This window comes from Bacillus vallismortis (genome assembly GCF_004116955.1).
Lineage (GTDB): Bacteria > Bacillota > Bacilli > Bacillales > Bacillaceae > Bacillus > Bacillus vallismortis.
In genome coordinates this window covers 47,876-74,359 of the sequence record NZ_CP026362.1, presented here as the reverse complement: position 1 = coordinate 74,359, position 26,484 = coordinate 47,876, and the positions used below count along the sequence as shown (strand labels likewise).

The 26,484-nt window shown below is 45.3% G+C and carries 24 protein-coding genes, 1 pseudogene and 1 other annotated feature; of the genes and pseudogenes, 7 read left to right on the top strand and 18 right to left on the bottom strand.

Annotation, left to right across the window (positions count from 1 at the left end; translation table 11 throughout):
• Window positions 1-3 precede the first annotated feature (3 nt).
• Genes opuBC through opuBA form a run of 3 tightly spaced genes read right to left on the bottom strand, consistent with a single transcriptional unit; the run spans window position 4 to window position 2,749 of the window.
• Window positions 4-924 carry a choline ABC transporter substrate-binding lipoprotein OpuBC gene (gene opuBC, locus BV11031_RS00375; protein WP_129550668.1) on the bottom strand — a complete coding sequence of 307 codons (921 nt, stop codon included), beginning with the start codon at window positions 922-924 and terminating at the stop codon, window positions 4-6.
• An 11-nt stretch (window positions 925-935) separates the two neighbouring features.
• On the bottom strand, window positions 936-1,589 hold the full coding sequence (gene opuBB / locus BV11031_RS00370) for a choline ABC transporter permease OpuBB (RefSeq protein ID WP_010328629.1): 654 nt from the start codon (window positions 1,587-1,589) through the stop codon (window positions 936-938).
• A gap of 14 nt (window positions 1,590-1,603) precedes the next feature.
• Window positions 1,604-2,749: a choline ABC transporter ATP-binding protein OpuBA gene (opuBA, locus tag BV11031_RS00365; RefSeq protein ID WP_010328630.1), complete on the bottom strand. Its 1,146-nt coding sequence runs from the start codon at window positions 2,747-2,749 to the stop codon at window positions 1,604-1,606.
• Between the two features lie 284 nt (window positions 2,750-3,033).
• Here opuBA and BV11031_RS00360 point away from each other — a divergent pair, with 284 nt between their 5' ends.
• The gene (locus BV11031_RS00360; RefSeq protein ID WP_010328632.1) at window positions 3,034-3,567 is read left to right on the top strand and encodes a GbsR/MarR family transcriptional regulator; all 534 of its coding nucleotides are present in this window, start codon (window positions 3,034-3,036) and stop codon (window positions 3,565-3,567) included.
• A gap of 31 nt (window positions 3,568-3,598) precedes the next feature.
• On the opposite strand, the gene opuCD is transcribed toward BV11031_RS00360, so the two are convergent.
• From opuCD to opuCA, 4 genes are read right to left on the bottom strand one after another with little or no spacing between them, the layout of a single operon-like run.
• Window positions 3,599-4,273 carry a glycine betaine/carnitine/choline/choline sulfate ABC transporter permease OpuCD gene (opuCD, locus tag BV11031_RS00355; RefSeq protein WP_010328633.1) on the bottom strand — a complete coding sequence of 225 codons (675 nt, stop codon included), beginning with the start codon at window positions 4,271-4,273 and terminating at the stop codon, window positions 3,599-3,601.
• 17 nt (window positions 4,274-4,290) lie between these two features.
• The gene (gene opuCC / locus BV11031_RS00350) at window positions 4,291-5,208 is read right to left on the bottom strand and encodes an osmoprotectant ABC transporter substrate-binding lipoprotein OpuCC (RefSeq protein ID WP_010328634.1); all 918 of its coding nucleotides are present in this window, start codon (window positions 5,206-5,208) and stop codon (window positions 4,291-4,293) included.
• 13 nt (window positions 5,209-5,221) lie between these two features.
• Window positions 5,222-5,875: a glycine betaine/carnitine/choline/choline sulfate ABC transporter permease OpuCB gene (gene opuCB / locus BV11031_RS00345; protein ID WP_010328635.1), complete on the bottom strand. Its 654-nt coding sequence runs from the start codon at window positions 5,873-5,875 to the stop codon at window positions 5,222-5,224.
• Window positions 5,876-5,897: 22 nt separating this feature from the next.
• Window positions 5,898-7,037: an osmoprotectant ABC transporter ATP-binding protein OpuCA gene (gene opuCA, locus BV11031_RS00340; protein WP_010328636.1), complete on the bottom strand. Its 1,140-nt coding sequence runs from the start codon at window positions 7,035-7,037 to the stop codon at window positions 5,898-5,900.
• 263 nt (window positions 7,038-7,300) lie between these two features.
• On the opposite strand from opuCA, the gene BV11031_RS00335 reads away from it, so the two are divergent.
• From BV11031_RS00335 to BV11031_RS00325, 3 genes are all read left to right on the top strand, one after another.
• Window positions 7,301-7,852 (top strand): GbsR/MarR family transcriptional regulator, encoded by a 552-nt coding sequence (locus BV11031_RS00335; protein WP_010328637.1) that lies wholly within the window; start codon window positions 7,301-7,303, stop codon window positions 7,850-7,852.
• A 182-nt stretch (window positions 7,853-8,034) separates the two neighbouring features.
• On the top strand, window positions 8,035-8,649 hold the full coding sequence (locus BV11031_RS00330; RefSeq protein WP_010328638.1) for a PH domain-containing protein: 615 nt from the start codon (window positions 8,035-8,037) through the stop codon (window positions 8,647-8,649).
• 143 nt (window positions 8,650-8,792) lie between these two features.
• Window positions 8,793-9,491, top strand: coding sequence for a zinc ribbon domain-containing protein (locus BV11031_RS00325; RefSeq protein ID WP_010328639.1), 699 nt, complete (start codon window positions 8,793-8,795; stop codon window positions 9,489-9,491).
• Window positions 9,492-9,528: 37 nt separating this feature from the next.
• Here BV11031_RS00325 and BV11031_RS00320 read toward each other — a convergent pair whose 3' ends face one another.
• Entirely contained in the window at window positions 9,529-11,343 is a 1,815-nt protein-coding gene (locus BV11031_RS00320; protein ID WP_129550667.1) for a zinc ribbon domain-containing protein, read from the bottom strand.
• Window positions 11,344-11,475: 132 nt separating this feature from the next.
• Here BV11031_RS00320 and BV11031_RS00315 point away from each other — a divergent pair, with 132 nt between their 5' ends.
• Window positions 11,476-11,937 (top strand): GNAT family N-acetyltransferase, encoded by a 462-nt coding sequence (locus BV11031_RS00315; RefSeq protein ID WP_010328640.1) that lies wholly within the window; start codon window positions 11,476-11,478, stop codon window positions 11,935-11,937.
• Window positions 11,938-11,979: 42 nt separating this feature from the next.
• Here the strand turns inward: BV11031_RS00315 and eno are convergent, their stop codons facing one another.
• From eno to araE, 7 genes are all read right to left on the bottom strand, one after another.
• The gene (eno, locus tag BV11031_RS00310) at window positions 11,980-13,272 is read right to left on the bottom strand and encodes a phosphopyruvate hydratase (RefSeq protein ID WP_010328641.1); all 1,293 of its coding nucleotides are present in this window, start codon (window positions 13,270-13,272) and stop codon (window positions 11,980-11,982) included.
• 28 nt (window positions 13,273-13,300) lie between these two features.
• The gene (gene gpmI / locus BV11031_RS00305) at window positions 13,301-14,836 is read right to left on the bottom strand and encodes a 2,3-bisphosphoglycerate-independent phosphoglycerate mutase (RefSeq protein ID WP_010328642.1); all 1,536 of its coding nucleotides are present in this window, start codon (window positions 14,834-14,836) and stop codon (window positions 13,301-13,303) included.
• Window positions 14,829-15,590 carry a triose-phosphate isomerase gene (gene tpiA / locus BV11031_RS00300; protein ID WP_010328643.1) on the bottom strand — a complete coding sequence of 254 codons (762 nt, stop codon included), beginning with the start codon at window positions 15,588-15,590 and terminating at the stop codon, window positions 14,829-14,831. The genes gpmI and tpiA overlap by 8 nt, the downstream gene beginning before the upstream one ends.
• 30 nt (window positions 15,591-15,620) lie before the next feature.
• Window positions 15,621-16,805: a phosphoglycerate kinase gene (locus BV11031_RS00295; protein ID WP_010328644.1), complete on the bottom strand. Its 1,185-nt coding sequence runs from the start codon at window positions 16,803-16,805 to the stop codon at window positions 15,621-15,623.
• Window positions 16,806-17,124: 319 nt separating this feature from the next.
• A complete protein-coding gene (gene gap / locus BV11031_RS00290; RefSeq protein WP_010328646.1) occupies window positions 17,125-18,132 on the bottom strand; it encodes a type I glyceraldehyde-3-phosphate dehydrogenase in 1,008 nt (335 codons plus the stop codon).
• A gap of 46 nt (window positions 18,133-18,178) precedes the next feature.
• Window positions 18,179-19,201 carry a gapA transcriptional regulator CggR gene (gene cggR / locus BV11031_RS00285; RefSeq protein WP_010328647.1) on the bottom strand — a complete coding sequence of 341 codons (1,023 nt, stop codon included), beginning with the start codon at window positions 19,199-19,201 and terminating at the stop codon, window positions 18,179-18,181.
• A gap of 297 nt (window positions 19,202-19,498) precedes the next feature.
• Complete coding sequence (gene araE, locus BV11031_RS00280) at window positions 19,499-20,893, bottom strand: arabinose-proton symporter AraE (RefSeq protein WP_010328648.1); 1,395 nt, start codon at window positions 20,891-20,893, stop codon at window positions 19,499-19,501.
• A 205-nt stretch (window positions 20,894-21,098) separates the two neighbouring features.
• Here araE and araR point away from each other — a divergent pair, with 205 nt between their 5' ends.
• A complete protein-coding gene (araR, locus tag BV11031_RS00275) occupies window positions 21,099-22,187 on the top strand; it encodes an arabinose utilization transcriptional regulator AraR (RefSeq protein WP_010328649.1) in 1,089 nt (362 codons plus the stop codon).
• 49 nt (window positions 22,188-22,236) lie between these two features.
• Here araR and BV11031_RS00270 read toward each other — a convergent pair whose 3' ends face one another.
• Window positions 22,237-23,247, bottom strand: a complete 1,011-nt coding sequence (locus tag BV11031_RS00270; RefSeq protein ID WP_010328650.1) for an LLM class flavin-dependent oxidoreductase — start codon at window positions 23,245-23,247, stop codon at window positions 22,237-22,239.
• A gap of 190 nt (window positions 23,248-23,437) precedes the next feature.
• Here BV11031_RS00270 and BV11031_RS23235 point away from each other — a divergent pair.
• Window positions 23,438-23,641, top strand: a pseudogene (locus BV11031_RS23235) (DMT family transporter); the annotation flags it as partial.
• 56 nt (window positions 23,642-23,697) lie between these two features.
• Here the strand turns inward: BV11031_RS23235 and BV11031_RS00260 are convergent.
• Window positions 23,698-25,041 (bottom strand): amino acid permease, encoded by a 1,344-nt coding sequence (locus BV11031_RS00260; protein ID WP_010328651.1) that lies wholly within the window; start codon window positions 25,039-25,041, stop codon window positions 23,698-23,700.
• Between the two features lie 68 nt (window positions 25,042-25,109).
• Window positions 25,110-25,345: a binding site (T-box leader), on the bottom strand.
• Between the two features lie 97 nt (window positions 25,346-25,442).
• Window positions 25,443-26,477, bottom strand: coding sequence for a glycosyl hydrolase family 18 protein (locus BV11031_RS00255; protein WP_129550666.1), 1,035 nt, complete (start codon window positions 26,475-26,477; stop codon window positions 25,443-25,445).
• Between the last annotated feature and the right edge of the window lie 7 nt (window positions 26,478-26,484).

Sequence of the window (26,484 nt, the reverse complement as noted above, 5' to 3'; positions counted from 1 at the left end):
CTTTCACGATTCGAAGTAGTGATGCGTTTCTAAATATTCCTTGGCAACGACAGACGGTTCTTTTAGATTGCCATCGACTTCGTAGTTGAGCTTTTGCATTGTGGCTGTGTCGATTTTCCCGATCATTTTCTGGATCACGCCTTCCAGCTCAGGATGTTCTTTTAGAACATGTTCCGGAACAACCGGAGAGCAGTCGTACGGCGGGAAAAATTGTTTATCATCCTTTAGCATTTTGAGGCCATAGGACTTGATTCTTCCGTCTGTGGAATACGCGAGCACAATATCCATTTTTCCGTTTTTCACCGCGTCATACACAAGGCCAATCTGCATTGGATACGTGCCGCCGAATGCCATGCCGTAAGTTTTTGTAAAATCTTTATAGCCGTTTCCCTTGAGCTTCATCCAATAGTTATCAACGCCCAGCTTTAATTGCGGCGCCCATTTTTTCACGTCTGATACGTTTTCTAAATGATATTGATTCGCCAGCTCCTCGCTGACCGTAAAGGCATATGTATTATCAAACCCGTATGAGCCATACCATTTTAAATCATACCTTTTTTTAAACTCCCGCTGTATCAGCGCCAGCGCTTTACCCGGATCTTTTTCAGGTTCCATTCTCAGCGTGCCTGTCAGCGCGTCGCCTGTATATCTTGTGGCCGCGATATCAATTTCCCCGTTCATTAAGGCCTGCTGCTGCACCGCGTTGGACCCGAGATTTTTAATGGTTGTTGTTTTCAGGTCGGTATGGTGTTCGATCAGCTGCCCGAGCATGCTGGCGATGATTTCTGATTCGCTCATGCTTTGCGCGCCGATTTTAACCGTCTGGTCTGAAGCGGCGCTTAGCCCTGGAAGCGAACAGCCACTCAACGTCAGCATTGTTGCGAGCGTTAAACCGATCATCCATTTGAGAGATTTTCTATTCATGAGCCGCCTCCTTATGAAACTTCCTTCAATCTCTGCATGCCGGCAGGTGTCAGTTTTCGTTCAGCCACCGCCAGCACGTAATCAATCACAATCGCCAATATCGTGACAGGCACAGCGCCCCCGATGATATATTCCGGCTGATATAAATTCAATCCGATAAAAATATAATCACCCAATCCGCCGCCTCCGATAAAGGAAGCAAGCGTTGCCCAGCCGATTAAGTAAATCGCCGAGGTTCTGATTCCCGCCATGATGACAGGCGCGGCAAGCGGCAGTTCCACCAAGCGGACTTGTTCAGCCGGCGTCATTCCGATGCCTTTGCCAGACTCGAGCAGATTTTTGTTGACGCCGCGTATGCCGGTATACGTGTTGCGCAGAATCGGCAGTACGGAATAGAAAAACAATGCCACAATGGCTGGAACCTTCCCCACACCCAAGAGCGGAATAAAGAAAGCGAGAATCGCCAGACTCGGCAGTGTCTGAAAGATATTGACGATACCGATAATCGCGCCGGCTCCCTTCTTCATTCTAGTCAGCACAACCCCGAGGGGTACGGCAACGATTACGCCTAAGATGACAGCAATGAGCGATATTGTGATATGTTCATATGTTTTATAAAGGAGTTCGCCCCCGTTGGTTTGCAAAAATTGAATAATATGATGCATGACTTGTTGCCTCCTTATGACAATACCGCGAGCTGCTTTTCTTCTCCCCAGAGGGAGTCATATACAATGTCGACCAGACTCGCTCTAGTCACTATTCCGATTAAGCGCCGGTTTTCATCCACAACAGGGACATATTTGACACCCCGTTTTAAAATTTTGCGGACCGTGTCACGCAGCAATGTCCCGCCCAATACGGTGTAAAGGTCTTCATGTAAAACCTCTCCTACGAGATTGGCTTTTTTCCGGCATTGATCAATGATCTCAACATCCACATAGCCTTGCAGAACGTGCTCGTCATCGACAACAAGCAGTGAATCGACACGCTCCTGCCTCATCAGCTGAATCGCTTCAGAAAGCGTTTTATCCGCGGTGATCGTTACAGGCTGTGTGTTCATAATCTGGTCGACCCGTTCCACATCCGGGCTGGCTGACTGAATCAGCCGCTCCTTGCCGATAAATTCCTCAACAAATACGTCTGCTGGATTTCTCAAAATGCCATCGGGCGTTCCAACTTGAACGATTTCTCCCGCTTTTAAAATCACAATCCGGTCTGCCAGCTTAATCGCTTCATCCATATCGTGGGTAACAAATACGATGGTTTTATGTAAGGTTTTTTGCAGTTTTTTAAATTCTTCCTGAAGGGAATCCCTCGTAATCGGGTCAAGCGCCCCAAACGGTTCATCCATTAAGATAAGCGGCGGCTCCGCGGCAAGTGCCCGTAATACACCAATTCGCTGCTGCTGTCCTCCGCTTAATTCATGAGGGTAACGGTCCAAATATTCTGGCCCCATATCGACCAATTTCAAAAGCTCACGCGCACGCTCTTTCCGCTTGTGCTCCGGCCATTTCAGCAGTTTAGGGACAAGTGAAATGTTTTGCTGAATGGTCATATGTGGAAACAAGCCAATCTGCTGAATGACATAGCCGATCTTACGCCTTAACTCTACGGGGTCCTGTTCTATGATGTTTTCGCCATCAATAAAAATCTTGCCGGCGGAAGGCTCAATTAATCGGTTTATCATTTTCATTGTTGTTGTTTTCCCGCAGCCGCTCGGGCCGATAAAACAGATAAATTCGCCTTTTTCAATCTTTAGATTCACGTTGTTAACGGCTTTTTTGCCGCCCTTGTATGTTTTCGAGACATTTTCTAATGTCAGCAAACATCGCACCTCCAAAATTAAGTTTATTCAATTCGTTCAGTTCATATTTAATTTTTCAGACAATTGAATGCTTCCCATTATAGAATAAAGTTTATAAAATAAAAAGTTTACAATTTGTTCATATTGTTTATAAAGTATGTGTAAGCGCTGATTTACCCGCATTGACCTATGATGATCTCCTTATTGCTCCAATTTCCTGCCGAATTCTCTTGTTACAGCTTTTCCGCCATATCAAAAATGTGGTATATTGACATCGGAATTGTTAGCTGAAAGGATTGAAACCGTTGGAGAAAGATCCGTTAACGATCATTGAACAAGCCGAGGACCATTTAATAGAAAGAATCGCGGAAAACATGCATGCATTTGGAATGCCCTCTACCGTCGGGCGTGTGCTGGGCATTATTTATATGAATCGAAAACCGATGACGCTGACCGAATTGTCTGAAGCGACCGGCATGAGCAAAACACGTATGAGCCAAGTTGTCCGGGAAATGCTAGATGCCAACATTGCCGAGAAAGTGTTTGAAAAGGGCGTGCGAAAAGATTTATATGAGGTTGAGCAGGATTACTATCAAACATTTATCACGCTGTTTACAGCCACTTGGAGCAAAATCGTCAGCAAGAACAAAATGATGCATAAAAAACTCAATCGGGAGCTGCTTAGCATGTTGGATGAAGAGCTTACTCCTGAAGCGGAAGAGAAAGTGAATGAGCTGCTGAAAGAACTAAAAGAATGGCTCGATTATTACAATTGGCTCGGCCGTTTGATTGAGTTTTTTGAGTCTGAAGAAATATTCAAACATGTACCGAAGCCCTAAAAACGCCCTGTTTCCCACAAGGCGTTTTTTCTTATGCGGCGCCGGCCAGGTTTTTCTTCTTTTTCTTTTTCATCGGGCTTAACGCGCGTTCAAGCCAGCCCATGACCAAATCGGCAATCACCGCCATCAGAGCCGTGGGGATGGCGCCCGCTAATATGATCGCGGTTCCGTTTGTTGCGTTTGATCCCCTGACAATGATATCACCGAGACCGCCCGCGCCGACAAATGTCCCGATGGCGGTAATGCCGATGGCAATGACAAGCGCGGTGCGCAGGCCGGCCATTATGACAGAAAGCGCAAGCGGTAGTTCGACCATCCGCAGCACTTGACATTTTGTCATTCCCATCGCTTTTCCGGATTCAAGATAGGCATGATCAATGCTGATAATGCCTGTATACGTGTTTCTGATAATCGGCAGAAGAGAATAAAGAAATAATGACAATATCACCGTATTAGCGCCCAGCCCCATGACAAGCATCAGCACGGCGAGCATAGCGAGAGCCGGGATGGTCTGAATGACGTTCGTCACCGCAAAAACCCATCCGCTTAATCTTCTGTATCTGGCTATCAGGATGCCGAGCGGAACACCAACAATGGCAGCAAATAAAACGCCATACACCGACATCAGAAAATGGCGGTAAAACTCCTGCAGCACGTAACCGCCGTTTTGCGAATAGTAGTTGCCAAGCTGCTGTAGTACTTCCATATGATCCGCCTCTTTTCTTAGTCAAAATAATGATGTTTCTCTAAAAATTCCTTTGCTACGACAGACGGCTCCTTCAGCTTGCCATCCACCTCATAGTTAAGCCCCTGCATCGTTTCCGTATCGATTTGCCCAATCAGCTTGTTAATCACACCTTCAAGCTCCGGATGCTCCTTGAGCACCTTTTCCGGAATCACCGGTGAACAGTCATACGGCGGGAAGAAACGCTTATCATCTTTTAAGATTTTCAAGTCATAGGCTTTAATCCGTCCATCCGTTGAATAAGCCAGAACGGCGTCCATTTTCCCGTTTTTGACTGCGTCATAGACTAGCCCGATCTGCATGGGATAAGTTGTGCCGAACTCAAAGCCATATGTGCTGACAAAGCCTTTATACCCATCGCCTTTTCGTTTCAGCCAAGCATTGTCGACGCCTAATTTATACTGGGAGGCATTTTTCTTCAGGTCAGACACGGTGTGAATATGCTCCTTTTCCGCAAACGTTTTTGTTACGGTGAAGGCATATGTGTTATCAAAGCCGTAGGAATCAAACCATTTATAAGAAAAGCGCTTTTGAAACTCGTTCTGCACAATGTTCAGCGCTTTTTTCGGATCTTTCTCCGCTTCCTTGCCGAGGGTGCTTGTTAAATCTGTTCCGGAATAGCGCGTGGCAGAAATATCAATGTCACCGCCCAGCATCGCTTGGTGCTGAACATAGTTTGACCCGAGATTTTTCACTAAAGCGGTATTCAAATCTGTATCATGTTCAATAAGCTGCGCGATCATATTCGCTACAATTTCTGATTCTGTCATGCTTTGTGCGCCGATTTTGATCGTGTCGTTTGAAGCGCCGCCGAGCCCCGGCAGAGAACAGCCGCCAAGCAGCAGGACAAAGGCGAGAGCGGGCGCGACTAGCCATTTGATTTTTTTCGTTTTCAACAGAGCCAACTCCTTATGAAACTTCCTTCATTCCTTGCAGTCCTTTCGGCGTCACCCTTCGTTCTGCGACAGCCAGCACATAATCAATCATAACCGCCAGGATCGTGACCGGGACGGCCCCGCCAATGATATATTCAGGCTGATACAGGTTCAGGCCGGTAAAAATGTAATCACCGAGACCGCCTCCCCCGATAAAGGACGCAAGTGTCGCCCAGCCAATTAAGTAGATCGTTGACGTGCGGATTCCCGCCATGATGATTGGGATCGCCAGCGGGATTTCGACAAGCCGAATCTGCTCCCAGCCGGTCATGCCAATCCCTTTGCCCGATTCCAGCAGATTTTTGTTGACACCTTTGATACCGGTATACGTATTGCGCAAGATCGGCAGCACAGAATAGAAAAATAAAGCGGCAATCGCAGGCACTTTCCCTACGCCGAGAAGCGGAATAAAAAAGGCTAAAATCGCCAGGCTCGGCAAGGTTTGCACAATGTTGGCGACGCCTATTATCGCGCCTGCGCCCTTTTTCATTCTAGTGAGAGCGACACCGAGCGGCACTGCAACGATAATGCCTAATACAACGGCTATGAGTGAAATGTATACATGTTCTCCTGTTTTATACAGCAGCTCTCCGCCGTTCGTTTGCAGAAAAGCCATCATTTGATTCATCTTAAAAGAGCTCCTTTCCTGGTCAGATCGTCATAAGCTGGTCTGCCTCGCCCCATATCGAATCGTATACGATATCAACAAGGCTCGCTCTTGTCACAATCCCCGCTAAATGGTTCTGTTCATCCACCACCGGGACATACTTGAAGCCCTGCTTTAAGATTTTCCGGACCGTATCGCGAAGTAGCGCCCCTTTTTGCACGGTATATATATCTGAGCGGTATACATCGCCAACGACGCTCGCTTTTTTGCGGTTTTGATCAATCATTTCCACATCAACGTAGCCCTTCAACACATTCTGCCGGTCCACAACGAGCAGCGAGTCGACACGCTTTTCTCTCATCAGCTGAATCGCCTGGGAGAGCGTTTTGTCCGCAGATATCGTCACAGGCGTTCTGTTCATCATTTGCTCCACCCGCTCGATATCCGGCCTTGACTGGATCAGGCGTTCTTTCCCGATAAACTCTTCAACAAATTCATTGGCCGGGTTCCTGAGAATCTCATCAGGTGTGCCGATTTGAACGATTTCGCCCGCTTTTAAAATCACGATCCGGTCAGCAAGCTTAATCGCTTCGTCCATATCGTGGGTGACAAACACAATCGTTTTGTTTAAGGTTCTCTGCAGTTTTTTGAATTCTTCCTGAAGGGAATCGCGCGTAATCGGATCAAGGGCTCCGAACGGTTCATCCATTAAAATGAGAGGGGGTTCCGCAGCCAGTGCGCGCAGCACGCCGATTCTTTGCTGCTGTCCGCCACTGAGCTCATGGGGATAACGGTCTAAATATTCCGGGCCCATATCCACAAGCTTTAATAGCTCTCTCGCCCGTTCTTTCCGTTTTTCTTCAGGCCATTTCAGCAGTTTCGGTACGAGCGAGATGTTCTGCTGGATGGTCATGTGGGGGAACAAACCAATTTGTTGAATGACATAGCCGATTTTTCTCCTCAGCTCAACCGGGTCCTGTTCGATCATATTTTCTCCGTCGATCAAGATCTTTCCTGACGATGGTTCAATCAATCTATTAATCATTTTCATCGTCGTCGTTTTTCCGCAGCCGCTCGGGCCGATAAAACAGATGAATTCTCCCTTGGCTATCTCTAAATTAATGCTGTTCACAGCTTTTTTACCGCCTTTATATACTTTTGATACTTGTTCCAATTTCAGCAATCCGTGCACCTCCGCAGGTTTCCTATAAATTTTCTGAAAAGTATAATCTTTATTATAGTTTGAACTTTATAAAATAAAAAGTTTACAATGTGTCGAAATTATATGTTATTTACAGATTATTTATTGTTATGACCAAGATGGAAAGGATGTTCTTACAATTACGCCGGATACCTCCCTCTTCCTCTGCATTCAGCTATTTTCAACAGCTGGCAGAAATATGATATATTGACACCACCAATTTCCATTTGAAGGGATGATCAGCTGTGGAAAAAACTGCTCTCGACATCATTGAACATGCTGAAGAGCATCTCATTGAGAAGATTGCCGAAAATATGCAGACGTTTGGTATGCCTTCCACTGTCGGACGTGTGCTTGGGATTATTTATATGAATCGAAAACCGATGACATTAAACGAGCTGTCAGAGGCAACAGGCATGAGCAAAACACGGATGAGCCAGGTTGTCCGTGAAATGATCGATGCCAATATTGCCGAGAAGGTGTTTGAAAAAGGGGTAAGAAAAGACCTTTACGACGTTGAGCAGGATTATTATCAAACCTTCATTTCTTTATTTGCGGCAAACTGGACAAAGGCCGTGAGCAAAAACAAAGTGCTGTATAAAAAATTAAACCGGGAGCTGACTGATCTTTTGCAAAGGGACGGGCTTACCCCTGAAGCGGAAGAGAAAGTCAACCAGCTGCTGAATGAATTACGAGAATGGCTCCATTACTACGACTGGCTGAGCAGACTGATCGAATTCTTTGAGAGTGAGGAAGTTTTTCAATACGTGCCAAAACAAAAGAAAGCCGCTCCCTGAAGTAATAGAGCGGGTTTTTGAAGCATGCCCATCGGTGCCGTTCATTCCGGTTTCCTTTCTAAACGTGTGAACCAAAATTGCCAAAAAGGACTAGGTTCCCAATCTTTTTATAGGCTTATAGCCAGCAAGAAACCCTCCATGCTACAATAAGGTGATCATGTTAATAGGAAGGACGTATACAGATGTTCAAAAAAATTGCAGCAGATGCCCTTGGCTTATCTGATATCGGAAAAATTATCGAACCTCAGGATTATGACAAAACAGATGCTGATGACTATGTCATGCATGAAGACAATGAAAAAATATACTTCTTGATTAAAACGAAAGCAGACGAATACTGCTTTACGAATCTGGCTCTGATCCATGTGGACGGCGAACGCGCCACTTCCTCAAAACGAACGTTAAAACGCTATCCTTACTCTCAATTCAAAATGTCTGATGTTTTTCTGGAAACCGCGGGAAAAGTCGATCTCGATGTGGAAATCAAATTCAAGCTGGGCACTGAACACTTTGACATCGATGTGCACAAAGACCAAATTGAAAAGTTAAAAGATCTATATAAAGCACTGCTTCGCATTGCCGAAACAACCTATGAAAATGATATTTTAATCAATCAGGCGGAACAAAGCTTGGATAAAGCCGTAACGATTCTTCATCATACTCGCCCCGAGCACGTCAATCTTGAAACGCAATATAAAGAGCTGACCGAATTCGGATTCACTTGGCTGACATCCGTTCGCTCTCAATATCATATTAAGGATTTTGGAGATGTATTTGAGAAATACATTAATAACTAGCATAAAACAGACACGGCTTTTATGAGACTCGTGTCTTTTTCATGTGACATTTTTGTAGGAATACTGGTTACTTTACTACATTTTTCTTTTATAATAAAAATAGTAGTCTATTTTCCCTATATTACAGGTAAAGGAGTTATTTTATGTATTGTCCTCAATGCGGCCATCAAACAGATGGCGGAAAGTTTTGTGAGAAGTGCGGATCACCGCTCCCTGGTCAGTCAGGCCAGCAGCAGGCCGCGCAAACCGGAGCCGCTGCAAAGCAAGCGGCAAAACAGTTCGGTTCATTTGTTTTGGCCGTCCTGAAACGCCCTTATCAGGAATGTAAAACAACGGGCGGCGAACAGCTGATCAGCGCGATCATCACGTTGGTTCTTTTCAGTTTGCTGACCCCTTTGATGTTTTATATCCTTTTTTCAGACGGTCCCGGCAGCGTAAGCTTTACAGCCATCTTTTTAGAGCCAACCATTTATTTTGCCCTGTTTCTTTTCTTTTTGCATGCATTGATCTTTTTCGCCTTGAAAATCGCGGGAAACCACGTATCATTCAAAGATTCATTTTCCAGATTTGGCGCGTTTCTTATTCCGTTTACGGCTATATTGGTTCTTGCCCTTTTATTGTTTTTATTGCATACAGACATTTGCTTCACTATTTTAGCCGTCGGTTTAATCGGTGCATTCTTTGCCATTCCTCCTGCGATGCTGATCAGTTACCAGCATTCATATAAAGGAAAGGTTGATGTCATTTACTCAACGATTGTCATTTATTTGATCACCTGCGTTACATTCCAGCTTATGATCGAACACTATATGAAAGAGATTTTCCGCTACATATTCTTTTAAAAAACAACCCCATCACCTGCTGGTGATGGGGTTGTTTTTATTGAATCGACGTTAAGTAAATTCTTCCGTTCTTCACTACGCCGGTATAGGTCCAGTTATAGGTTTTCAGTTTTGGACTGCCGCCTGATTTTGTGATATAGAATTCTTCATACGTCTTAATTGTAATAGCCGATCCATTTTGACTCCAGCTTTTCACTTCATAGTTATTAAAGTCTTCCGTTGTCCCCTCTTTATTTAATTTCGTTACAAGATGCTGTTGGTCAGAATAAAGAGAACTGCCTTTTTCAAGGCTGTCTTCCATCAGTGAGAAATGATTTTGATTCACGGCATCTGCCTGACTTTGCAAATAACTGCCCATAAATAATGTCACTTGTTCATCTGTAACATTACCGCTTGCAGAGCTTTCACTGTCTTTGTTTTTCGAGCCTTCCCAGGCGGACGTGTACGTCTCCGGCTTATCATTTTTGATTTTCTTTATATTTGTTCCAGCCGAATCGAATGTTGATTCTGCTTCTTCAAAAATCCACTTTTTCTGTTTTTTATCATAGGAAAGGAGATATTTGTAACTCGGACTGTCATCAGTCATTTCGGAATTTGTATAGTCGTTATACGAAGAAGACTGGTGCAGTTCTTTTCCTTTTACTGATACCTGCCACGTCCCGTCGTTTTTCTGAGAGAGAGCGAATGTATCCAGATCAAAATCAGTTTCTAAATATTTATCTTTTAAATAAGAATTCGTATATTTCAAAGAATCGACGGTATCCTTCGCCTGTGCCTTCCATTTGGCGCTCGCCTCTGTCATCTGGGCTGTATCCCCATCTGATAGCGCTTTGGAATACTGTTTCGTTGTTTTGACAATCGTTTTCATAATAGTTTCCTGTGTGTCTTGATCAGGAATTAACGTTAACTCCATTTCTTTATGGTCGATTGGCACGCCCGCTGTTTTTGTTTTTCCCCACGGAAACTCCGCTTCGACCGCAGCCGTCATGGATCCGTCTGTCAGAAGAGGGCCATATGTGACGGATTTGAACGGGTCCTTATGAATCGACTTGCCGTTAATCAGCAAATCACCCTTCCCGCTCTTGATGTCATCCGCTAAGCTGAATGTCACATCGTCTGCTTCCAATGAGAGATCAACACGAAAGCTGTTATCGCCAACAGCCTGAATGTCTTCCTTTTTCACGAGATCAACGACATCGTTTTTCAGTTTGGCTGAGACGGTATATTCGCCGGGAATGTATGGCCCGAGGGTTTGTGCTTGATCGGCTTTCTTTACCTGTCCGGCATCCTCTTTATTCACATATAGATCGGTATTTTTATAATTGCTGGTCACTTCAAAATAAACAGGTGCTATCTTTAAATCATAATGGTCAAATACGAGCAAGCTTTTCCCGTCTTGCTCCGCGTATACGATATCCTTTTGAGCTGTGTCCGCACGCAGCGATGCAAAAAGCTCATCTTTTTTATCAGGATGATCCTTTAAATAGGCAAGAAACGGCTTTACATTCTTTTTAGTCAACTTAAGCTTGTCATTTACCGGCGTAAGGAGGGACGCGATTTGCTCTTGATCCTCATCCTTTACAGCCTGTTCAAATTTATCGACTAACCTATCCTTTGAAGTAAAATACGCTCCGGTTTTATAGGCGGCGAATAATATAACGCACGCAGCGGCAATGCTGCTCCATAAGATGATGGTTTTCTTAGGGATTGGCTTGCGCGGCGCCTGCCTCATTTCAGCAGCGCCTGCTGTTTCTTTATGTGCCTGTCTGCTGCTCCCTCCGATCGGGGTGCCGCATTCTTTACAAAACTTGGCCCCTTCTTTATTTCTCTGACCGCATTCCTTACAAAACATGTGACGTTCCTCCTATTTTCGCTCCACTATTTTGTACATATTTCCTATGTTACATATTTTATAATAGAATGGTATCGAATTGGAGGAAATCATGAAAATATCTCTATAAACATATGAAAAGGTGGAATGATGATGCAACAGCTCACCATTCAAAAAGCGAAAAACTATGATGAATCGCTGTACAAGCTTCTGCTGCTCGCCGATCCGTCGAAAGAAATTGTTGATGAATATCTAGCCAGAGGAGAATGCTATACCGCTAATATAGCGGGTGAGTTAGCTGGTGTATACGTGATAATCACAACCAGACCGCAAACCGCAGAAATCGTTAACATTGCAGTAAAACCAACAATGCAAAAACAGGGCATTGGCAAGCTGCTGATCCGCGACGCCATTGAAAAAGCGAAACACATGGGAGCAAGGGTGATTGAGATTGGCACTGGGAATTCAAGCATGCATCAGCTGTCGCTTTATCAAAAATGCGGATTCCGCCTGCAGGGGATCGACCGTGATTTTTTTATCAGACACTACGAGGAGGAGATCTTTGAAAACGGCATTCAATGCCGCGATATGGTAAGGCTTTATTTGGATCTCTAAAGCATAAAAAAACCGCCGAGAGATACCTCGGCGGTCATTTTATTACTTGTTCAAGTTGTAGAACGTGTTAATGCCGTGGTATTGAGCAGTTTCAGCCAACTGATCTTCGATGCGAAGAAGCTGGTTGTATTTCGCAACACGGTCCGTACGAGACGGAGCACCTGTTTTGATTTGTCCTGCATTTGTTGCCACAGCGATGTCAGCGATTGTGCTGTCTTCTGTTTCACCAGAACGGTGAGAGATAACAGCTGTGTAGCCTGCGCGTTTCGCCATTTCGATCGCATCGAATGTTTCAGTCAATGTACCGATTTGGTTTACTTTGATCAGGATTGAGTTGCCTACGCCGTTTTTGATACCTTCAGCAAGTTTTTTCGTGTTTGTAACGAAGAGGTCATCACCAACAAGCTGAACTTTTTTGCCAAGACGCTCAGTAAGAAGCTTGTGGCCTTCCCAGTCGTTTTCGTCAAGTCCGTCTTCGATAGAGATGATTGGGTATTTAGAAACCATTTCTTCGTACCAGTCAACCATTTCAGCAGATGTTTTCACAACGCCTTCGCCAGACAGATGGTATTTGCCGTCTTCTTTGTTGTAGAACTCAGAAGATGCAGCATCCATTGCAAGCTTCACTTCTTCGCCAGGTTTGAAGCCGGCTTTTTCGATTGCTTCAACGATTGTTTGAAGCGCTTCTTCGTTAGAACCAAGGTTTGGAGCAAATCCGCCTTCATCACCTACAGCTGTGTTCATTCCTTTAGCAGAAAGAACTGATTTCAGGCTGTGGAAGATTTGAGCGCCCATGCGAAGTGCTTCACGGAAGTTAGGAGCACCTACAGGCATGATCATGAATTCTTGAATATCAACGTTGTTGTCAGCATGCTCTCCGCCGTTTACGATGTTCATCATCGGTACAGGGAGTGTTTTTGAGTTGAATCCTCCAAGGTATTGGTAAAGAGGAATCTGTAAGAAATCAGCAGCTGCGCGCGCACAAGCCATAGATACGCCAAGGATTGCGTTCGCACCAAGTTTGCCTTTGTTTTCAGTACCGTCAAGCTCGATTAAAAGCTGATCGATTGCGTTTTGTTCAGTTACATCAAAGCCAAGAAGCTCTGGAGAAATGATTTCGTTTACGTTGTTAACAGCCGTTAACACGCCTTTTCCAAGGTAACGGTCTTTGTCGCCGTCACGAAGCTCAACTGCTTCGTATTCACCTGTAGAAGCTCCGCTTGGCACTAATGCGCGGCCGAAAGCTCCTGTTTCTGTATATACTTCAACTTCAACTGTTGGGTTGCCGCGGGAGTCTAATACTTCGCGTGCATAAACATCAACAATGTATGGCATGAGTTTTGTCTCTCCTTTTGATTTCAAATTATTTTTGAATTAACGATGTTCCTGTCATTTCTTGCGGTTTTTCAACATCGAGAAGGTCTAACAACGTTGGTGCAAGGTCGCCTAGGATTCCGCCTTCACGCAGCGTGACGCCTTCTTTCGTCACAATGACAGGGACTGGGTTTGTCGTATGCGCAGTGTGCGGATCACCTGATTCTGTAATCAGAATGTCAGCATTACCGTGATCAGCGGTAATGATCGCGTGTCCGCCTTTAGCGAGAATCGCGTCAACGACTTCGCCTAAGCATTCGTCCACTGCTTCAATTGCTTTAATTGTTGGTTCAACCATTCCGGAGTGGCCGACCATATCAGGGTTTGCGAAGTTCAAAATGATCGCGTCATGCTTGTCAGCTTCAATCTCTTTGACAAGCGCGTCCTTCACTTCATACGCACTCATTTCAGGCTTCAAGTCATACGTTGCAACTTTAGGCGAGTTGATGAGAATACGCTCTTCACCCGGGAATTCAGCTTCACGGCCGCCGCTCATAAAGAACGTGACATGCGGATACTTTTCAGTCTCTGCAATTCGAAGCTGTTTTAATCCATTTTGAGATAATACTTCTCCGACTGTGTTATCAAGATTTATCGGTTTAAACGCTACATATCCGTCAACGGTTTCACTGAAGTGAGTCAGGCAGACGAAATGCAGGTTCTTCGGATAATTCTCGCCGCGATCGAAGTCACGGAAGTCTTTATTTGTGAACGTGTTGGAAATCTGGATGGCGCGGTCCGGTCTGAAATTATAGAAAATCACAGAATCGCCGTCTTGGATTGTCGCAACAGGCTCACCGTTTTCTTTTGTGATGACGGATGGAATCACGAACTCATCATAGATTCCGTTCGCATATGAATCATCAACAACATCCATTGCGCTGCGGTATGTCGGGCCTTCGCCGTACGCCATTGCGCGGTACGCTTTTTCTACACGGTCCCAGCGTTTGTCGCGGTCCATTGAGTAGTAGCGCCCGGAAACACTTGCGATTTCTCCGACACCGATTTCCTCGATTTGTTCGTTCAGCTGCTTAATGTACGTCTTCGCTGTTTGCGGCCCTACATCACGGCCGTCAAGGAAACCATGGATGTAAACCTTTGTCAGCCCTTCATTTTTCGCAAGCTTTAACAATGCGAACAAATGATTGATGTGGCTGTGCACACCGCCGTCTGATAAAAGGCCGAACAGGTGCAGGGCTTTATCGTTTTCTTTCGCGCTGTTAATCGCGTCAAGGAATGTTTGATTGCGTTCGAACTCCCCTTCGCGAATGGCAACATTTACGCGTGTTAAGCTTTGGTACACAATACGTCCCGCACCGATATTTAAGTGACCCACTTCGGAGTTCCCCATCTGTCCGTCAGGAAGACCTACAGCCTCGCCTGAAGCAGTCAATGTTTGATGAGGATACTGGTTCCAGTAGCGGTCAAAATTCGGTTTTTTCGCTAAAGCGACTGCGTTTCCTACTGTTTCGTTACGTAATCCGAACCCATCAAGAATGATGAGTGCAGCTGGTTTTTTACTCATATTGACCTTCCTCCAATAATTGAACGAATGACTGTGGCTCAAGGCTCGCGCCGCCGACCAAAGCACCGTCAATATCGGACTCTGCCATATATTCTTTAATGTTTGCAGGCTTTACGCTTCCGCCATATTGAATGCGAAGCTTGTCTGCAACTTCTTGACTGAAGCTTTCAGCGACGGTTTTACGGATATGCGCACACACGTCGTTCGCATCTTTTGCTGTAGAAGATTTGCCTGTTCCGATTGCCCAGATTGGCTCATACGCAATAACAGAAGCAGCAACTTGTTCTTCAGAAAGACCAGCAAGGCCTTTTTTTACTTGATCAGCAACAAGATCATTTGTTTTACCGGCTTCGCGCTCTTCAAGCGTTTCACCTACACAGATGATCGGCACAATGCCGTGTTTGAAAGCAGCATGTGCTTTTTTATTGACTGTTTCATCCGTTTCGGCGAACATTTCACGGCGCTCAGAGTGGCCGATGACGCAGTAGTCAACGCCAAGGTCGTTAAGAGCAACCGGACTGATTTCGCCTGTGAACGCGCCGCTTTCTTCGAAGTGCATGTTTTGTGCGCCGACTTTAAGGTCAGTGCCTTTCACAGCAGAAGTAAGCTTTTCTAAGAAAAGTGCTGGCGCGCAAACAACAGCTTCCGCTTTGTCTGCTGCTGGAATGGAAGATTTCACTTCTTCAACGAAGCTGACAGCTTCGCCGAGTGTTTTGTTCATTTTCCAGTTACCGGCGATAATTGGTTTTCTCATCTGTTCCACTTCCTTATAGCAGTTTTGAGATTATTTATCGTTAAGTGCAGCTACCCCTGGAAGCTCTTTGCCTTCCATAAACTCAAGGGATGCGCCGCCGCCTGTTGAGATGTGGCTCATTTTGTCAGCAAGGCCGAATTTTTCAACCGCTGCCGCAGAGTCTCCTCCGCCGATGACAGAGTATGTATCTTTCGCCTCTGCCAATGCTTCAGCAACCGCTTTTGTTCCTTGAGCGAACAAGTCGATTTCGAATACGCCCATCGGTCCGTTCCACACGACAAGTTTGCTGTTTTTGATGACGTCAGCATACGTTTCGCGTGTTTTTGTACCGATGTCGATTGCTTCTAAATCACTAGGGATTTCAGAGATCGGCACCATTTTCACGTTTGCATCGTTAGAGAAATCATCTGCAACGAGTACATCTTCAGGCATGTAGAAATTAACGCCTTTTTCTTTCGCGCGGTCCATAAATGACTTCGCAAGGTCGATTTTATCCTCTTCAAGAAGAGATTTGCCGACTTCATGGCCAAGCGCTTTAACGAATGTATAAGCAAGACCTCCGCCGATGATCAGGTTGTCTACTTTATCAAGAAGACTTTCGATCACGCCGATTTTGTCTTTTACTTTCGCTCCGCCGATGATCGCTGTGAACGGGCGGTCAGGGTTAGAAACCGCTTTTCCGAGTACGTCAAGCTCTTTTTCCATTAAGAAACCTGCAACTGCTGGCAGATGCTCGGCAATTCCAGCTGTAGATGCGTGAGCACGGTGGGCAGCACCAAATGCGTCATTTACATATACATCTGCAAGCTCAGCAAACGCTTTTGCAAGCTCAGGATCATTTTTCTCTTCACCAGGGTAGAAGCGCACGTTTTCCAATACAAGAACGTCTCCGTCCTTCATTTCGGAAATTTGTGCTTTTACAGCATCGCCGTAAGCTTCATCCGCTTTTTTCACTTCTTTGCCAAGCAGTTCGCCGAGACGTGCAGCGACAGGAGTTAAACGAAGCTCCTCAGCCACTTCGCCTTTCGGACGGCCTAAGTGGCTCGCCAGCAGGACTTTCGCGCCTTGTTCTGCAAGGTGTTTGATTGTTGGAAGCGCAGCACGGATACGTGTATCGTCTGTTACTTCCCCGTCTTTCATTGGAACGTTAAAGTCAACGCGGCAGAATACAACTTTGCCTTTTACGTCGATGTCTTTGAGAGTTTTCTTATTCATGCCTAGGAGATCCTCCTTCAAAGTGGTTTGCATACAGCACGAAAAACGTGAAACCGTCTGGTCAAGCGATAACTCCGCCAGGGCAGATCACAGTCTTTTTCGGCACAGGGCAGTTCGTCCAAAAGCCAGGGCAGCGGCCTTCGGCGAAAGCGCCGGCAAAAACTGATAAAAAACGCGGCCGTTTCTCTATCACAGAACGTTTTCTGAAAGCCGGTCTTCATGGAAAAAGGGAAAGGGAGTCCGTCCCCTTCCCTTGTCCGCTTTCATTATAGCGCTTCTATTCAAAAGAACCAAGTCAGGTCCTTTTTTCAGCTATAAATTAAAGACCTTGTTTTGCGATGTAAGCTGCAAGGTCAACAACGCGGTTAGAGTAGCCGCTTTCGTTATCGTACCAAGAGATTACTTTTACCATGCTGCCTTCCATAACCATTGTAGAAAGCGCATCGATTGTAGAAGAGTTTTTGTTTCCGTTGTAGTCGCCAGAAACTAATGGCTCTTCGCTGTAACCAAGGATTCCTTTAAGATCTCCTTCAGCCGCTTCTTTAAGAGCTGCGTTTACATCTTCAGCTGTTACTTCTTGGTTCAGTTCAGCAACCAAGTCAACTAGAGATACGTTTGGAGTAGGAACACGCATTGCTCCGCCGTTCAGTTTGCCTTTTAGTTCAGGAAGAACTAGAGAAACTGCTTTCGCAGCACCAGTTGATGTTGGGATGATGTTTTCAGCTGCTGCACGCGCACGACGGTAGTCTTTGTGCGGAAGATCAAGGATTTGCTGATCGTTCGTGTAAGAGTGAACAGTTGTCATCATACCGCGTTTGATGCCGAATTTGTCGTTAAGTACTTTTGCAAACGGCGCAAGGCAGTTTGTTGTGCAAGATGCGTTAGAGATAACATCGTGGTTAGCCGCATCGTATTTATCTTCGTTAACACCCATAACGATTGTGATATCTTCTTCGTTAGCAGGAGCAGAGATGATTACTTTTTTCGCGCCAGCTTCTAAGTGCTTCGCAGCGTCTGCGCGTTTTGTGAAGAAACCAGTAGATTCAACTACGATTTCAACGCCTTGTTTGCCCCAGCTAAGTTTAGCAGGATCGCGTTCTGCAGAAACTTCAATTGTTTTGCCGTTAACAACAAGGTTGTTACCGTCAACTGAAACTTCAGCGTCTAATTTTCCGTGTACAGAATCATATTGTAAAAGGTGAGCCAGCATATTAGCATCTGTTAAATCGTTAACCGCTACTACCTCAACTTCAGGATTGTTTAATGCTGCGCGGAATACGTTACGTCCAATACGACCAAAACCGTTAATACCGACTTTTACTGCCATGATTGTTTCCTCCTTTAAATAAGTGAGAGATATTTATATTGAGGGATTATTCATCCCTTAATAACTTCTTTGCGGCTCCTTCGTCTGTGACGAGAACCGTGTTGCGGGGCTTTTTAAAGTAAGCCTCGATCGCCTCGGCTTTTGATGAACCCCCTGCTACCGCAATAATATCGGGGATGGCGTCTATGTCATCCAGCTGCATTCCGACAGAATGCACTTTATGGACCACTTCGCCGTCCGCATTAAAATAGTAGCCAAACGCTTCTGTCACCGCGTCGTTATCATCTATTTTTTTTAAGTCTTCTAAAGGTGTGTTTCTCCGCTGAGCCATCGTTTTAGCTTCACCGATTCCGTGAACCAGCATACTCGCCGATTTAATCGTGTTCAGCACCTCTTTGACAGAAGGCTCTTCAATAATAGATGAATAGGCGCCTTGTGACAGCTGTCCCGGAACAAACAAAAGCCGGTAAGTGCCTGAAGCCTTCTCCGCCATATGCGCGCATATGGTGTTCGCCTGGTTTTTCACGTCTTCGCCTAAACCGCCTCTCGCAGGCACAAACAAAAGCTCGCGGTTTTTAGAATCCGGCGTCATCATGTCGGCGACAGCTTCAATTGTCGTACCGCCAGTTACAGCGACGATATTTTTGCCTGAAAATCTTTTTTTCATACATGTGACAGCTGCTCTTCCCATTTCTTTTTTGACCCAAGGGGATTGATCGCTGTCTCCGGACACGATAATGGCATCCTTTAGATTTAAACGTTCTTTTAATGTCTTTTCCAAAAGAGTCAAACCTAAAACATCTTTCATCGTATCTTCAAGAACCGAAAGCAGTTCATAGCCCTCTTCTGTCAAAGTCATGCCGTTTGTTTTGATATCGACCAGATTCTGTTCTTTTAAAAACTGAACCTCGCCCCTCAGCACACGTTCGCTGATTTCAAGACTGGCAGACAGGCTTCTTCGCCCGATGGGTTCTGTCAGCCTGATATACTGCAAGATTTCAAACCTCTTTTGCATAACGAGCAGAAGATCAGGCAATAATTTTTTTTGAGCTTGTAGTAACTGGTTCATGACTCAAACGTTCCTTCCTTTTTTTGCTGGACATTATATGTCCCGCTATGACAAAAAACGTCCCATCATAGCCAAAAAAAATTACCTCTGCTTTCTTTAATTATTTTAACAGGGTGGAATTGTTTATTCAACTGTTAAGAGCCAAATCATCGACAATATTCGCAGAGTTTTCATGCAGCAGTGTTTATCCAGCTATATTTTTCCCTATCTATCTTATCTTATACAGAAAACGAAAAAAGGTGCATCCCAACATAAAAAGCCCTTTCCAGCGAAAGGGCTTGATTCTATAAAGCGTTTTCATTTTATCCAGAGCTTTTCGATTTCTTCGAGCGATTTGTTCTTCGTTTCCGGGCAGATCGTTACGACAAACAGGAAGCAAAGGATGTTAATCACCGCAAAGATCCAGAATGTATAGGCGAGCCCGAATGAGTCGATCATCATCGGCACAAACTGTCCGATCGCCCAGTTTGCTCCCCATAAAAAGATGGTCGCAATCCCCGCGGCCCGCGCACGCAGGTGGTTCGGGAAGATTTCAGAAATCATAATCCATGTGATCGGTCCTACAGACACACAAAATGCCGCCACAAAACCTAAAATAAAGAAGATCAGCATAAGTCCGTTTGTTAACTGAAAGTAGAACGACGTTCCGATTAAGATCATAAAGATGGCCATAAAAGCAGATCCGATGGACATCAATTTTTTCCGTCCTACTTTATCAATCAACAGCACCGCAATAACGGTAAAAATAACTTCTACAACACCGACGATACAGGTTGCCACAAATCCGGCGTTTTGCCCGTATCCCATCATTTTAAAGATTTCCGGCCCATAGTAAGTGATCGCGTTCATGCCGATGACTTGGTTAAACAACGCCAGCAGGATTCCAATGATAAGCGCCTTTCTGAGACCCGGCTTAAACAGCTGGGACAACGATCCCATTTGTTCTATTTTTAAAGATTTCTCAATGTTCTTTAATTCTTCTTTTGCGACAGTTTCTCCATTAATACGTGTCAGTATCTTTAACGCTTCTGTTGTTTTGCCCGCTTTCGCCAGCCACCTCGGGCTTTCCGGCACGACGAGCAATACGAGGAAAAAGATCACGGACGGCACCATTCCATAAGCGAGCATCCATCTCCATCCGGTGTGCACGCCCCATTCGTATGTTCCGGAGCGCTGCACAGCGAGATTAATAAAGTACGTAGCGGAAATACCCAATATCGTAAAGAGCTGATATAAGGAGGAAAGGCTTCCGCGTATGGCGGGCGGCGCCGCTTCTGTAATGTACGTCACAGATAGAGATGATCCCATCCCAATCCCGAGGCCTCCGATAATCCTTGCAATGATTAAGGTAGATACATCTTGAGAAAGCGCTGAAACGATGGCCGATATCGCAAACAACAAAGCGGCTGTCATTAAAATTTTTCTCCGGCCGAACCTGTCGCTTAAAAATCCGGATATCCCGACGCCCGCCACTCCTCCGATCATAATGCTGGAAATCACAAGCCCTTCCATAAATGGAGTTAGGCTGTATAAATCTTTCAGAAAACCGATGGCGCCTGAAATCACTGCCGTGTCATAGCCGTACAGTAAGCCGCCAAGTCCAGCCGCGCATGAGATTAAAATAACAAACCCCATTGAATGGCCTCTTGTTACAGGAGCATTTGGTTCTAATTGAGTTGGAGTATTCTTCATTTCCCTGCCCTCCCGAGTGTTAAGTAAAGCGTTTACATTTACTTCTTTAATTGTACGTACTTATATAAAAATTTAAGGAAAATTTCATTTAATTAGTACGTACAAATATAGGATAATCCTGTTTGCATTTTCTGTCAATGTTTTCTTACAAAGAACGCTGTGATATACTAAAATTTGTCCGTATACATTTTGGAGGAATGGAAAAATGTTACCAAAATACGCGCAAGTAAAAGAAGAAATCAGTTCATGGATTAATCAAGGCAAAATACTGCCCGATCAAAAGATCCCTACCGAAAACGAATTAATGCAGCAATTCGGCGTCAGCCGGCATACCATCCGCAAAGCGATCGGAGACCTCGTATCACAAGGTCTGCTGTACAGCGTGCAAGGGGGAGGCACCTTTGTCGCTTCACGCTCCGCTAAGTCAGCGCTGCATTCCAATAAAACGATTGGTGTTCTGACAACCTACATATCAGACTATATTTTTCCGAGCATCATTCGGGGAATCGAGTCTTATTTAAGCGAGCAGGGCTATTCTATGCTTTTGACAAGCACAAACAACAATCCGGACAATGAACGAAGAGGATTAGAAAACCTCCTGTCACAGCATATTGACGGACTTATTGTGGAACCGACAAAAAGCGCCCTGCAAACCCCGAATATAGGCTACTATCTGAATTTGGAGAAAAACGGCATCCCTTTTGCGATGATGAACGCGTCATACGCCGAGCTTGCCGCGCCGAGTTTTACGTTAGATGATGTGAAAGGCGGGATGATGGCGGCGGATTACTTGCTTACTCTCGGCCACACGCACATGATGGGCATTTTCAAAGCTGATGATACGCAAGGTGTCAAGCGGATGAACGGATTTATACAGGCGCATCGGGAGCGGGAGTTATTTCCTTCTCCGGATATGATCGTGACCTTTACGACAGAGGAAAAGGAATCGAAGCTGTTGGAGAAAGTGAAAAAGACGCTGCAGAAAAACAGCAAAAACATGCCGACTGCTATTCTTTGCTATAACGATGAAATCGCGCTGAAGGTCATTGACATGCTGCGGGAGATGGATATTAAAGTGCCTGAAGATATGTCTATCGTTGGGTATGATGATTCGCATTTTGCCCAAATCTCCGAGGTGAAATTAACCTCTGTCAAGCACCCGAAATCCGCGCTTGGAAAAGCGGCCGCGAAATATGTCATTGACTGCTTAGAGCATAAAAAACCGAAGCAAGAGGATGTCGTATTTGAGCCTGAGTTGATCATTCGGCAATCGACCAGAAAACTGGATAAATAAAAAAAGCAATGTATGGGTCTTCCCGCTACATTGCTTTTTTTATAGCTGGTTATCTATTTTTCCACACGTCTGCGATGATTTCAAACGAACGCATTCTGTCTGCGTGTTCGAAGGTTTCTGAGTTGACCATAATTTCGTCAGCTTGCGTTGTGTTGACAAAGTCTTCGAGCTTCGCCTTCACTTCTTCCGGACCGCCGACAATCGTCGAGCTCAGCTGCTCATTGACCATCGCTTTTTCATACGGGCTCCAAATGCGATCCATATCCTCAACAGGCGGCTTCAGCTGGTTCGGCGTGCCGCGGACAAGGTCAAGAAATCTTTGGTAATGCGATGTCGCAAGGTGCTGCGCTTTCTCGTTTGTATCTGCCGCGATAATGGTAACGCCAACCATTGCATACGGTTCATCGAGCACTTCCGACGGCGTAAAGGAATTGCGGTACAGCTCCAGAGCGGGAACAGTATTTGCCGGCGAGAAATGGGCAGCGAATGCAAACGGAAGGCCCAGTTCACCTGCCAAACGGGCGCTGAAGCCGCTTGAACCCAGCAGCCAAATCGGAACATCAACGCCTTCTCCCGGAATGGCGCGGACTTGATTACGCACATTCCCCGATGGTTTAAAGTAATTGCGCAGTTCCTCTAATTGTTCTGGAAAATCTTCACCGCTGTTGATGTTTCTGCGGAGCGCTCTTGCTGTCAATTGGTCTGTTCCCGGCGCACGTCCGAGCCCCAGATCAATCCGTCCGGGATAAAGCGTTTCAAGTGTTCCGAATTGCTCAGCAATCACTAATGAAGAATGGTTCGGAAGCATAATGCCGCCGGAACCGACGCGGATTTTCTTTGTGCCTCCGGCAATATGGCCGATCAGGACCGCGGTGGCAGAGCTTGCGACACCTTCTATATTATGATGCTCAGCAAGCCAATAGCGGTGGTAGCCCCATTCCTCCGCACGGCGCGCCAAGTCCATGCTGTTTCGGAATGAATCCGCAACCGTTCCTCCCTGAACAACCGGAGATAAATTCAAAACAGAAAGCAAGGTATCTTTGCGTTGGTTGTTAGACATATTGTTCTCCTTTGCAAATGTGTTATCAGTAAACAGCCTCAAGCTGTCAAGTCATGAATGAAAGGACTTCTCTCACACCATAACACAACTGCATTCAGGAATAAAAGAATTTGATTCGATGAAATTCGAACAATATAAAAGAAACGATTTGCACTATTATTCAGCCCCAAACATTCCTGTGCCATCCCAATCATTCCTCGTTATTGCGCTAGGCTGGCTTGTTTCAGGAGAAGCAGCCAAGTCGCTTCCTTGATTCCCTTATGTCGGTCTTGGCCAGCTCTATTTTCCTGCATGAACCGCTCATCTTAAGCCTTTTGGCTGAACTTCGGATGTGACGAGCATCAGCCTCGGGAATTCAAAATCAAAAGCACACAGAAAGCGGCGGCGTAAATGAGTTGGCTGTACAATCATCAAAACCCTCTTGTCAGATGAGACAAGAGGGTTCCTTATTTACTGATGCTTGCGTCCTTTGACCACATATACAACTGTAATCAAAAGGTAGATCACCGCCGTAATGCTGGTAATGACAATTGACGTTGTCAGGATGACCCCGCTCAGAATGGCGAGTAACGCCAGAATCGCAAACCATGTGGTGTACGGAAACCACTTTACATAATAGGCCGGTGTTTCTGTTTGGTGTTTTCTTGATTTCAAATGGGCGAATCCGATGATCAGCCAAATGAATAATACGGTATACCCCAGTGATCCCATTAAGTAATCAAACGTTTGGCTTCCTGCGAATAGAGAAATCAAGACGCCAATATAAAGGGAGGAAGTGCACATCAGAATCGCAAACATTGGCACGTTTTTCGATGAAAGCTTCGAAAAGACCTTCGGAAGCCTTCCGTCACTTGCCTGAGTATACAAAATGCGTGATGATCCATATAAACCTGAATTCATGGAAGAAATGATCGCCAGCAGGATGACTGCGTTCATGATATGATCCGCGCCGGGAATGCCTACCATGTGAAAGACCATGACGAAGGGACTTTCCGGAACGGAATTGACTTTGTTCCATGGAATCAGGCTGACGATGATGAAAAACGGCAGCAGGTAGAACGCGACAATCCGTGTCAGTGTGCTGCGGACAGCTTTCGGGACAACTTTTTCCGGATTCTTTGTTTCGGCAAGCGTGACACCGATAATTTCTGTACCGCCGTAAGAGTAGATCACGACAAGCATCGCCGTAATGAGCCCTGTGCCGCCGTGCGGGAAAAATCCGCCGTGCTCTGTCAGGTTTGAGAACCCAGCAGCTGTATGATCACCGAATGATACAAATAACAGCAACAATCCTAATATAATAAAGAGAATAATAACGGTAATTTTGATCATTGCCAGCCAATATTCGGTTTCGGCGAAGATTTTAACAGAAAGCAAGTTCACAACCGTGACGACTAGAGATATCCCTAATGCCAGAACCCAGATCGGGCAGCCCGGCAGCCAATATTGAATAAAAATCGCAGCGACGACAGCTTCAGCCGCAATGTTGAGCACCCACATTTTCCAATATATCCAGTCCAAAAAATAAGCAGCGTAATTTCCTAACACCTGCTGGACAAGATCCCGGAAGGTTCTTGCATTTCGGTTGCGCACAGCCATTTCCGCGAGCCCTTGCATAACAAACAGCAAAATAATGCCGCCGAGCAGGTAAGCGATAATGACAGAAGGCCCCGCCACATCGATCGCCGAGCTGCTTCCTTTAAATAAACCTGCACCGATTGCTCCGCCCAGCGCCATCATCATAATATGGCGGGACGTCATCGTGCGTTTTAACGTCTGATTGTCCTTTTTCATCCTCTACTACCTCTCCTTCTCGTTTTCAAAAACAAAAAAGCCCGCCGTCTCCTATCTAATCTAATAGACAAAGAGACGACGAGCCTTAGGCTGACCGCGGTACCACTCTTGTTGATTCTTCATGAAGAATCCAGCTTTCGACCTGTAACGAAGGTTAGCCGTTAAAACATGGGGAATATTCTATCTATTCCGTTTCGCCTTACCACTCCCGGGCGAGTTCAAAGAAGTATCAGGCTGCGTCACACCACCCCGCAGCTCTCTTTTCTGACCGCTTTCTTTTACTGCTCCCAATCTATGTGTTTTCGTTTTCTGAAAAACTGAAATGTTATGTTCTGAATATACTAACATAATATACGTGCTTCTTTTTACACTGTCAATAACCCCATAGAAAAAAGAAATTGTTATTTTGTCCCTTTTCGAATGGCTTTCCAAAAGGATTCTGACTCGTTTCCTAATGCATAAACTGAGACACCTGCTATTTTGTACCGCTTTGCCAGATGGCTTTTCGTTTGGACAGTTTTTTCATTTTCATACCACACGACATGTTTATGCTTCTTTTCGTCAACGTAAGAAAACGTCATTGAACCTGATGTTTTGTTGAATATCGGTTTGGCTTTCTGCTTGTTGATGAGGGTCTTGAGTTCATTCCATTCTCTCATTGCGCTGCCGCTTTCATCTTCTATATCCCAGTCATAGCCGTACGCCGGAATTCCCATGATGACTTTATTGGCTTTGATTTTTTCGGCTGAAAATTGTAGAGAGCTTTTGATCCAGCCTGTGCTCGCCACCGATCCTGGTTCGCCCCAAATGCCGTGTTCGTCATAAGTCATGATTTGCACATAATCGGCATATTGACCGATTTTCGCATAATCATACGGCCAGCTCCAGTCGTCGCTTTGATCATCGGCGCTTTTGGCCGGAACGGAAACCATTGTTTTGATCTGTTTCTTTTTCAGAGCCTGTGAGACATCTTGAATGAAGCGTGAGTATGTGGATCGGTCAGCTGGGTTCACTGCTTCAAAGTCGATATTGATACCATAGTATGAGTGCTTTTTAGCCAGTGCGATTAACTGATCTGTGAATCGTTTTTTTGCTGTGTGATTCCTCATGACTCGACTCGCTAAGTCTCCGTCAAAATCGTAAATCGTGTCATTATAGTTTGAAATGACCGCCCATGTCTTGATGTTTTTCTTTTTCGCATATGTCAGCTGCTTGCTTGGGGCATCGCCAATGATTTGTCCGTTTTTTTCAAACGCAAACGTATCTGTGGCGATCGAATTCATGTATGTATGATATTTCACAAGAGAATTGTATGAGGCCGTATCCCCAGTCGTGTAGCCTAATGTCATGCCAGCCGCTTTCGCTTCTGCGTTTGAATACATAAACAGAATGATCGCAATCGCCAGTGAAACAGCTGCGATCAGCCATTTTTTCATTATATTT

Bases quoted from the DNA above. Each gene is read 5' to 3' on its own strand.
- opuBB (WP_010328629.1), bottom strand. From the start codon at position 1,589: ATGCATCATATTATTCAATTTTTGCAAACCAACGGGGGCGAACTCCTT.
- BV11031_RS00270 (WP_010328650.1), bottom strand. From the start codon at position 23,247: ATGTCTAACAACCAACGCAAAGATACCTTGCTTTCTGTTTTGAATTTA.
- tpiA (WP_010328643.1), bottom strand. From the start codon at position 15,590: ATGAGAAAACCAATTATCGCCGGTAACTGGAAAATGAACAAAACACTC.
- opuCB (WP_010328635.1), bottom strand. From the start codon at position 5,875: ATGAATCAAATGATGGCTTTTCTGCAAACGAACGGCGGAGAGCTGCTG.
- opuBC (WP_129550668.1), bottom strand. From the start codon at position 924: ATGAATAGAAAATCTCTCAAATGGATGATCGGTTTAACGCTCGCAACA.
- BV11031_RS00295 (WP_010328644.1), bottom strand. From the start codon at position 16,805: ATGAATAAGAAAACTCTCAAAGACATCGACGTAAAAGGCAAAGTTGTA.
- eno (WP_010328641.1), bottom strand. From the start codon at position 13,272: ATGCCATACATTGTTGATGTTTATGCACGCGAAGTATTAGACTCCCGC.
- BV11031_RS00315 (WP_010328640.1), top strand. From the start codon at position 11,476: ATGCAACAGCTCACCATTCAAAAAGCGAAAAACTATGATGAATCGCTG.
- opuCD (WP_010328633.1), bottom strand. From the start codon at position 4,273: ATGGAAGTACTACAGCAGCTTGGCAACTACTATTCGCAAAACGGCGGT.
- BV11031_RS00330 (WP_010328638.1), top strand. From the start codon at position 8,035: ATGTTCAAAAAAATTGCAGCAGATGCCCTTGGCTTATCTGATATCGGA.
- BV11031_RS00325 (WP_010328639.1), top strand. From the start codon at position 8,793: ATGTATTGTCCTCAATGCGGCCATCAAACAGATGGCGGAAAGTTTTGT.
- BV11031_RS00260 (WP_010328651.1), bottom strand. From the start codon at position 25,041: ATGAAAAAGGACAATCAGACGTTAAAACGCACGATGACGTCCCGCCAT.
- cggR (WP_010328647.1), bottom strand. From the start codon at position 19,201: ATGAACCAGTTACTACAAGCTCAAAAAAAATTATTGCCTGATCTTCTG.
- gpmI (WP_010328642.1), bottom strand. From the start codon at position 14,836: ATGAGTAAAAAACCAGCTGCACTCATCATTCTTGATGGGTTCGGATTA.
- BV11031_RS00320 (WP_129550667.1), bottom strand. From the start codon at position 11,343: ATGTTTTGTAAGGAATGCGGTCAGAGAAATAAAGAAGGGGCCAAGTTT.
- gap (WP_010328646.1), bottom strand. From the start codon at position 18,132: ATGGCAGTAAAAGTCGGTATTAACGGTTTTGGTCGTATTGGACGTAAC.
- BV11031_RS00255 (WP_129550666.1), bottom strand. From the start codon at position 26,477: ATGAAAAAATGGCTGATCGCAGCTGTTTCACTGGCGATTGCGATCATT.
- araE (WP_010328648.1), bottom strand. From the start codon at position 20,893: ATGAAGAATACTCCAACTCAATTAGAACCAAATGCTCCTGTAACAAGA.
- araR (WP_010328649.1), top strand. From the start codon at position 21,099: ATGTTACCAAAATACGCGCAAGTAAAAGAAGAAATCAGTTCATGGATT.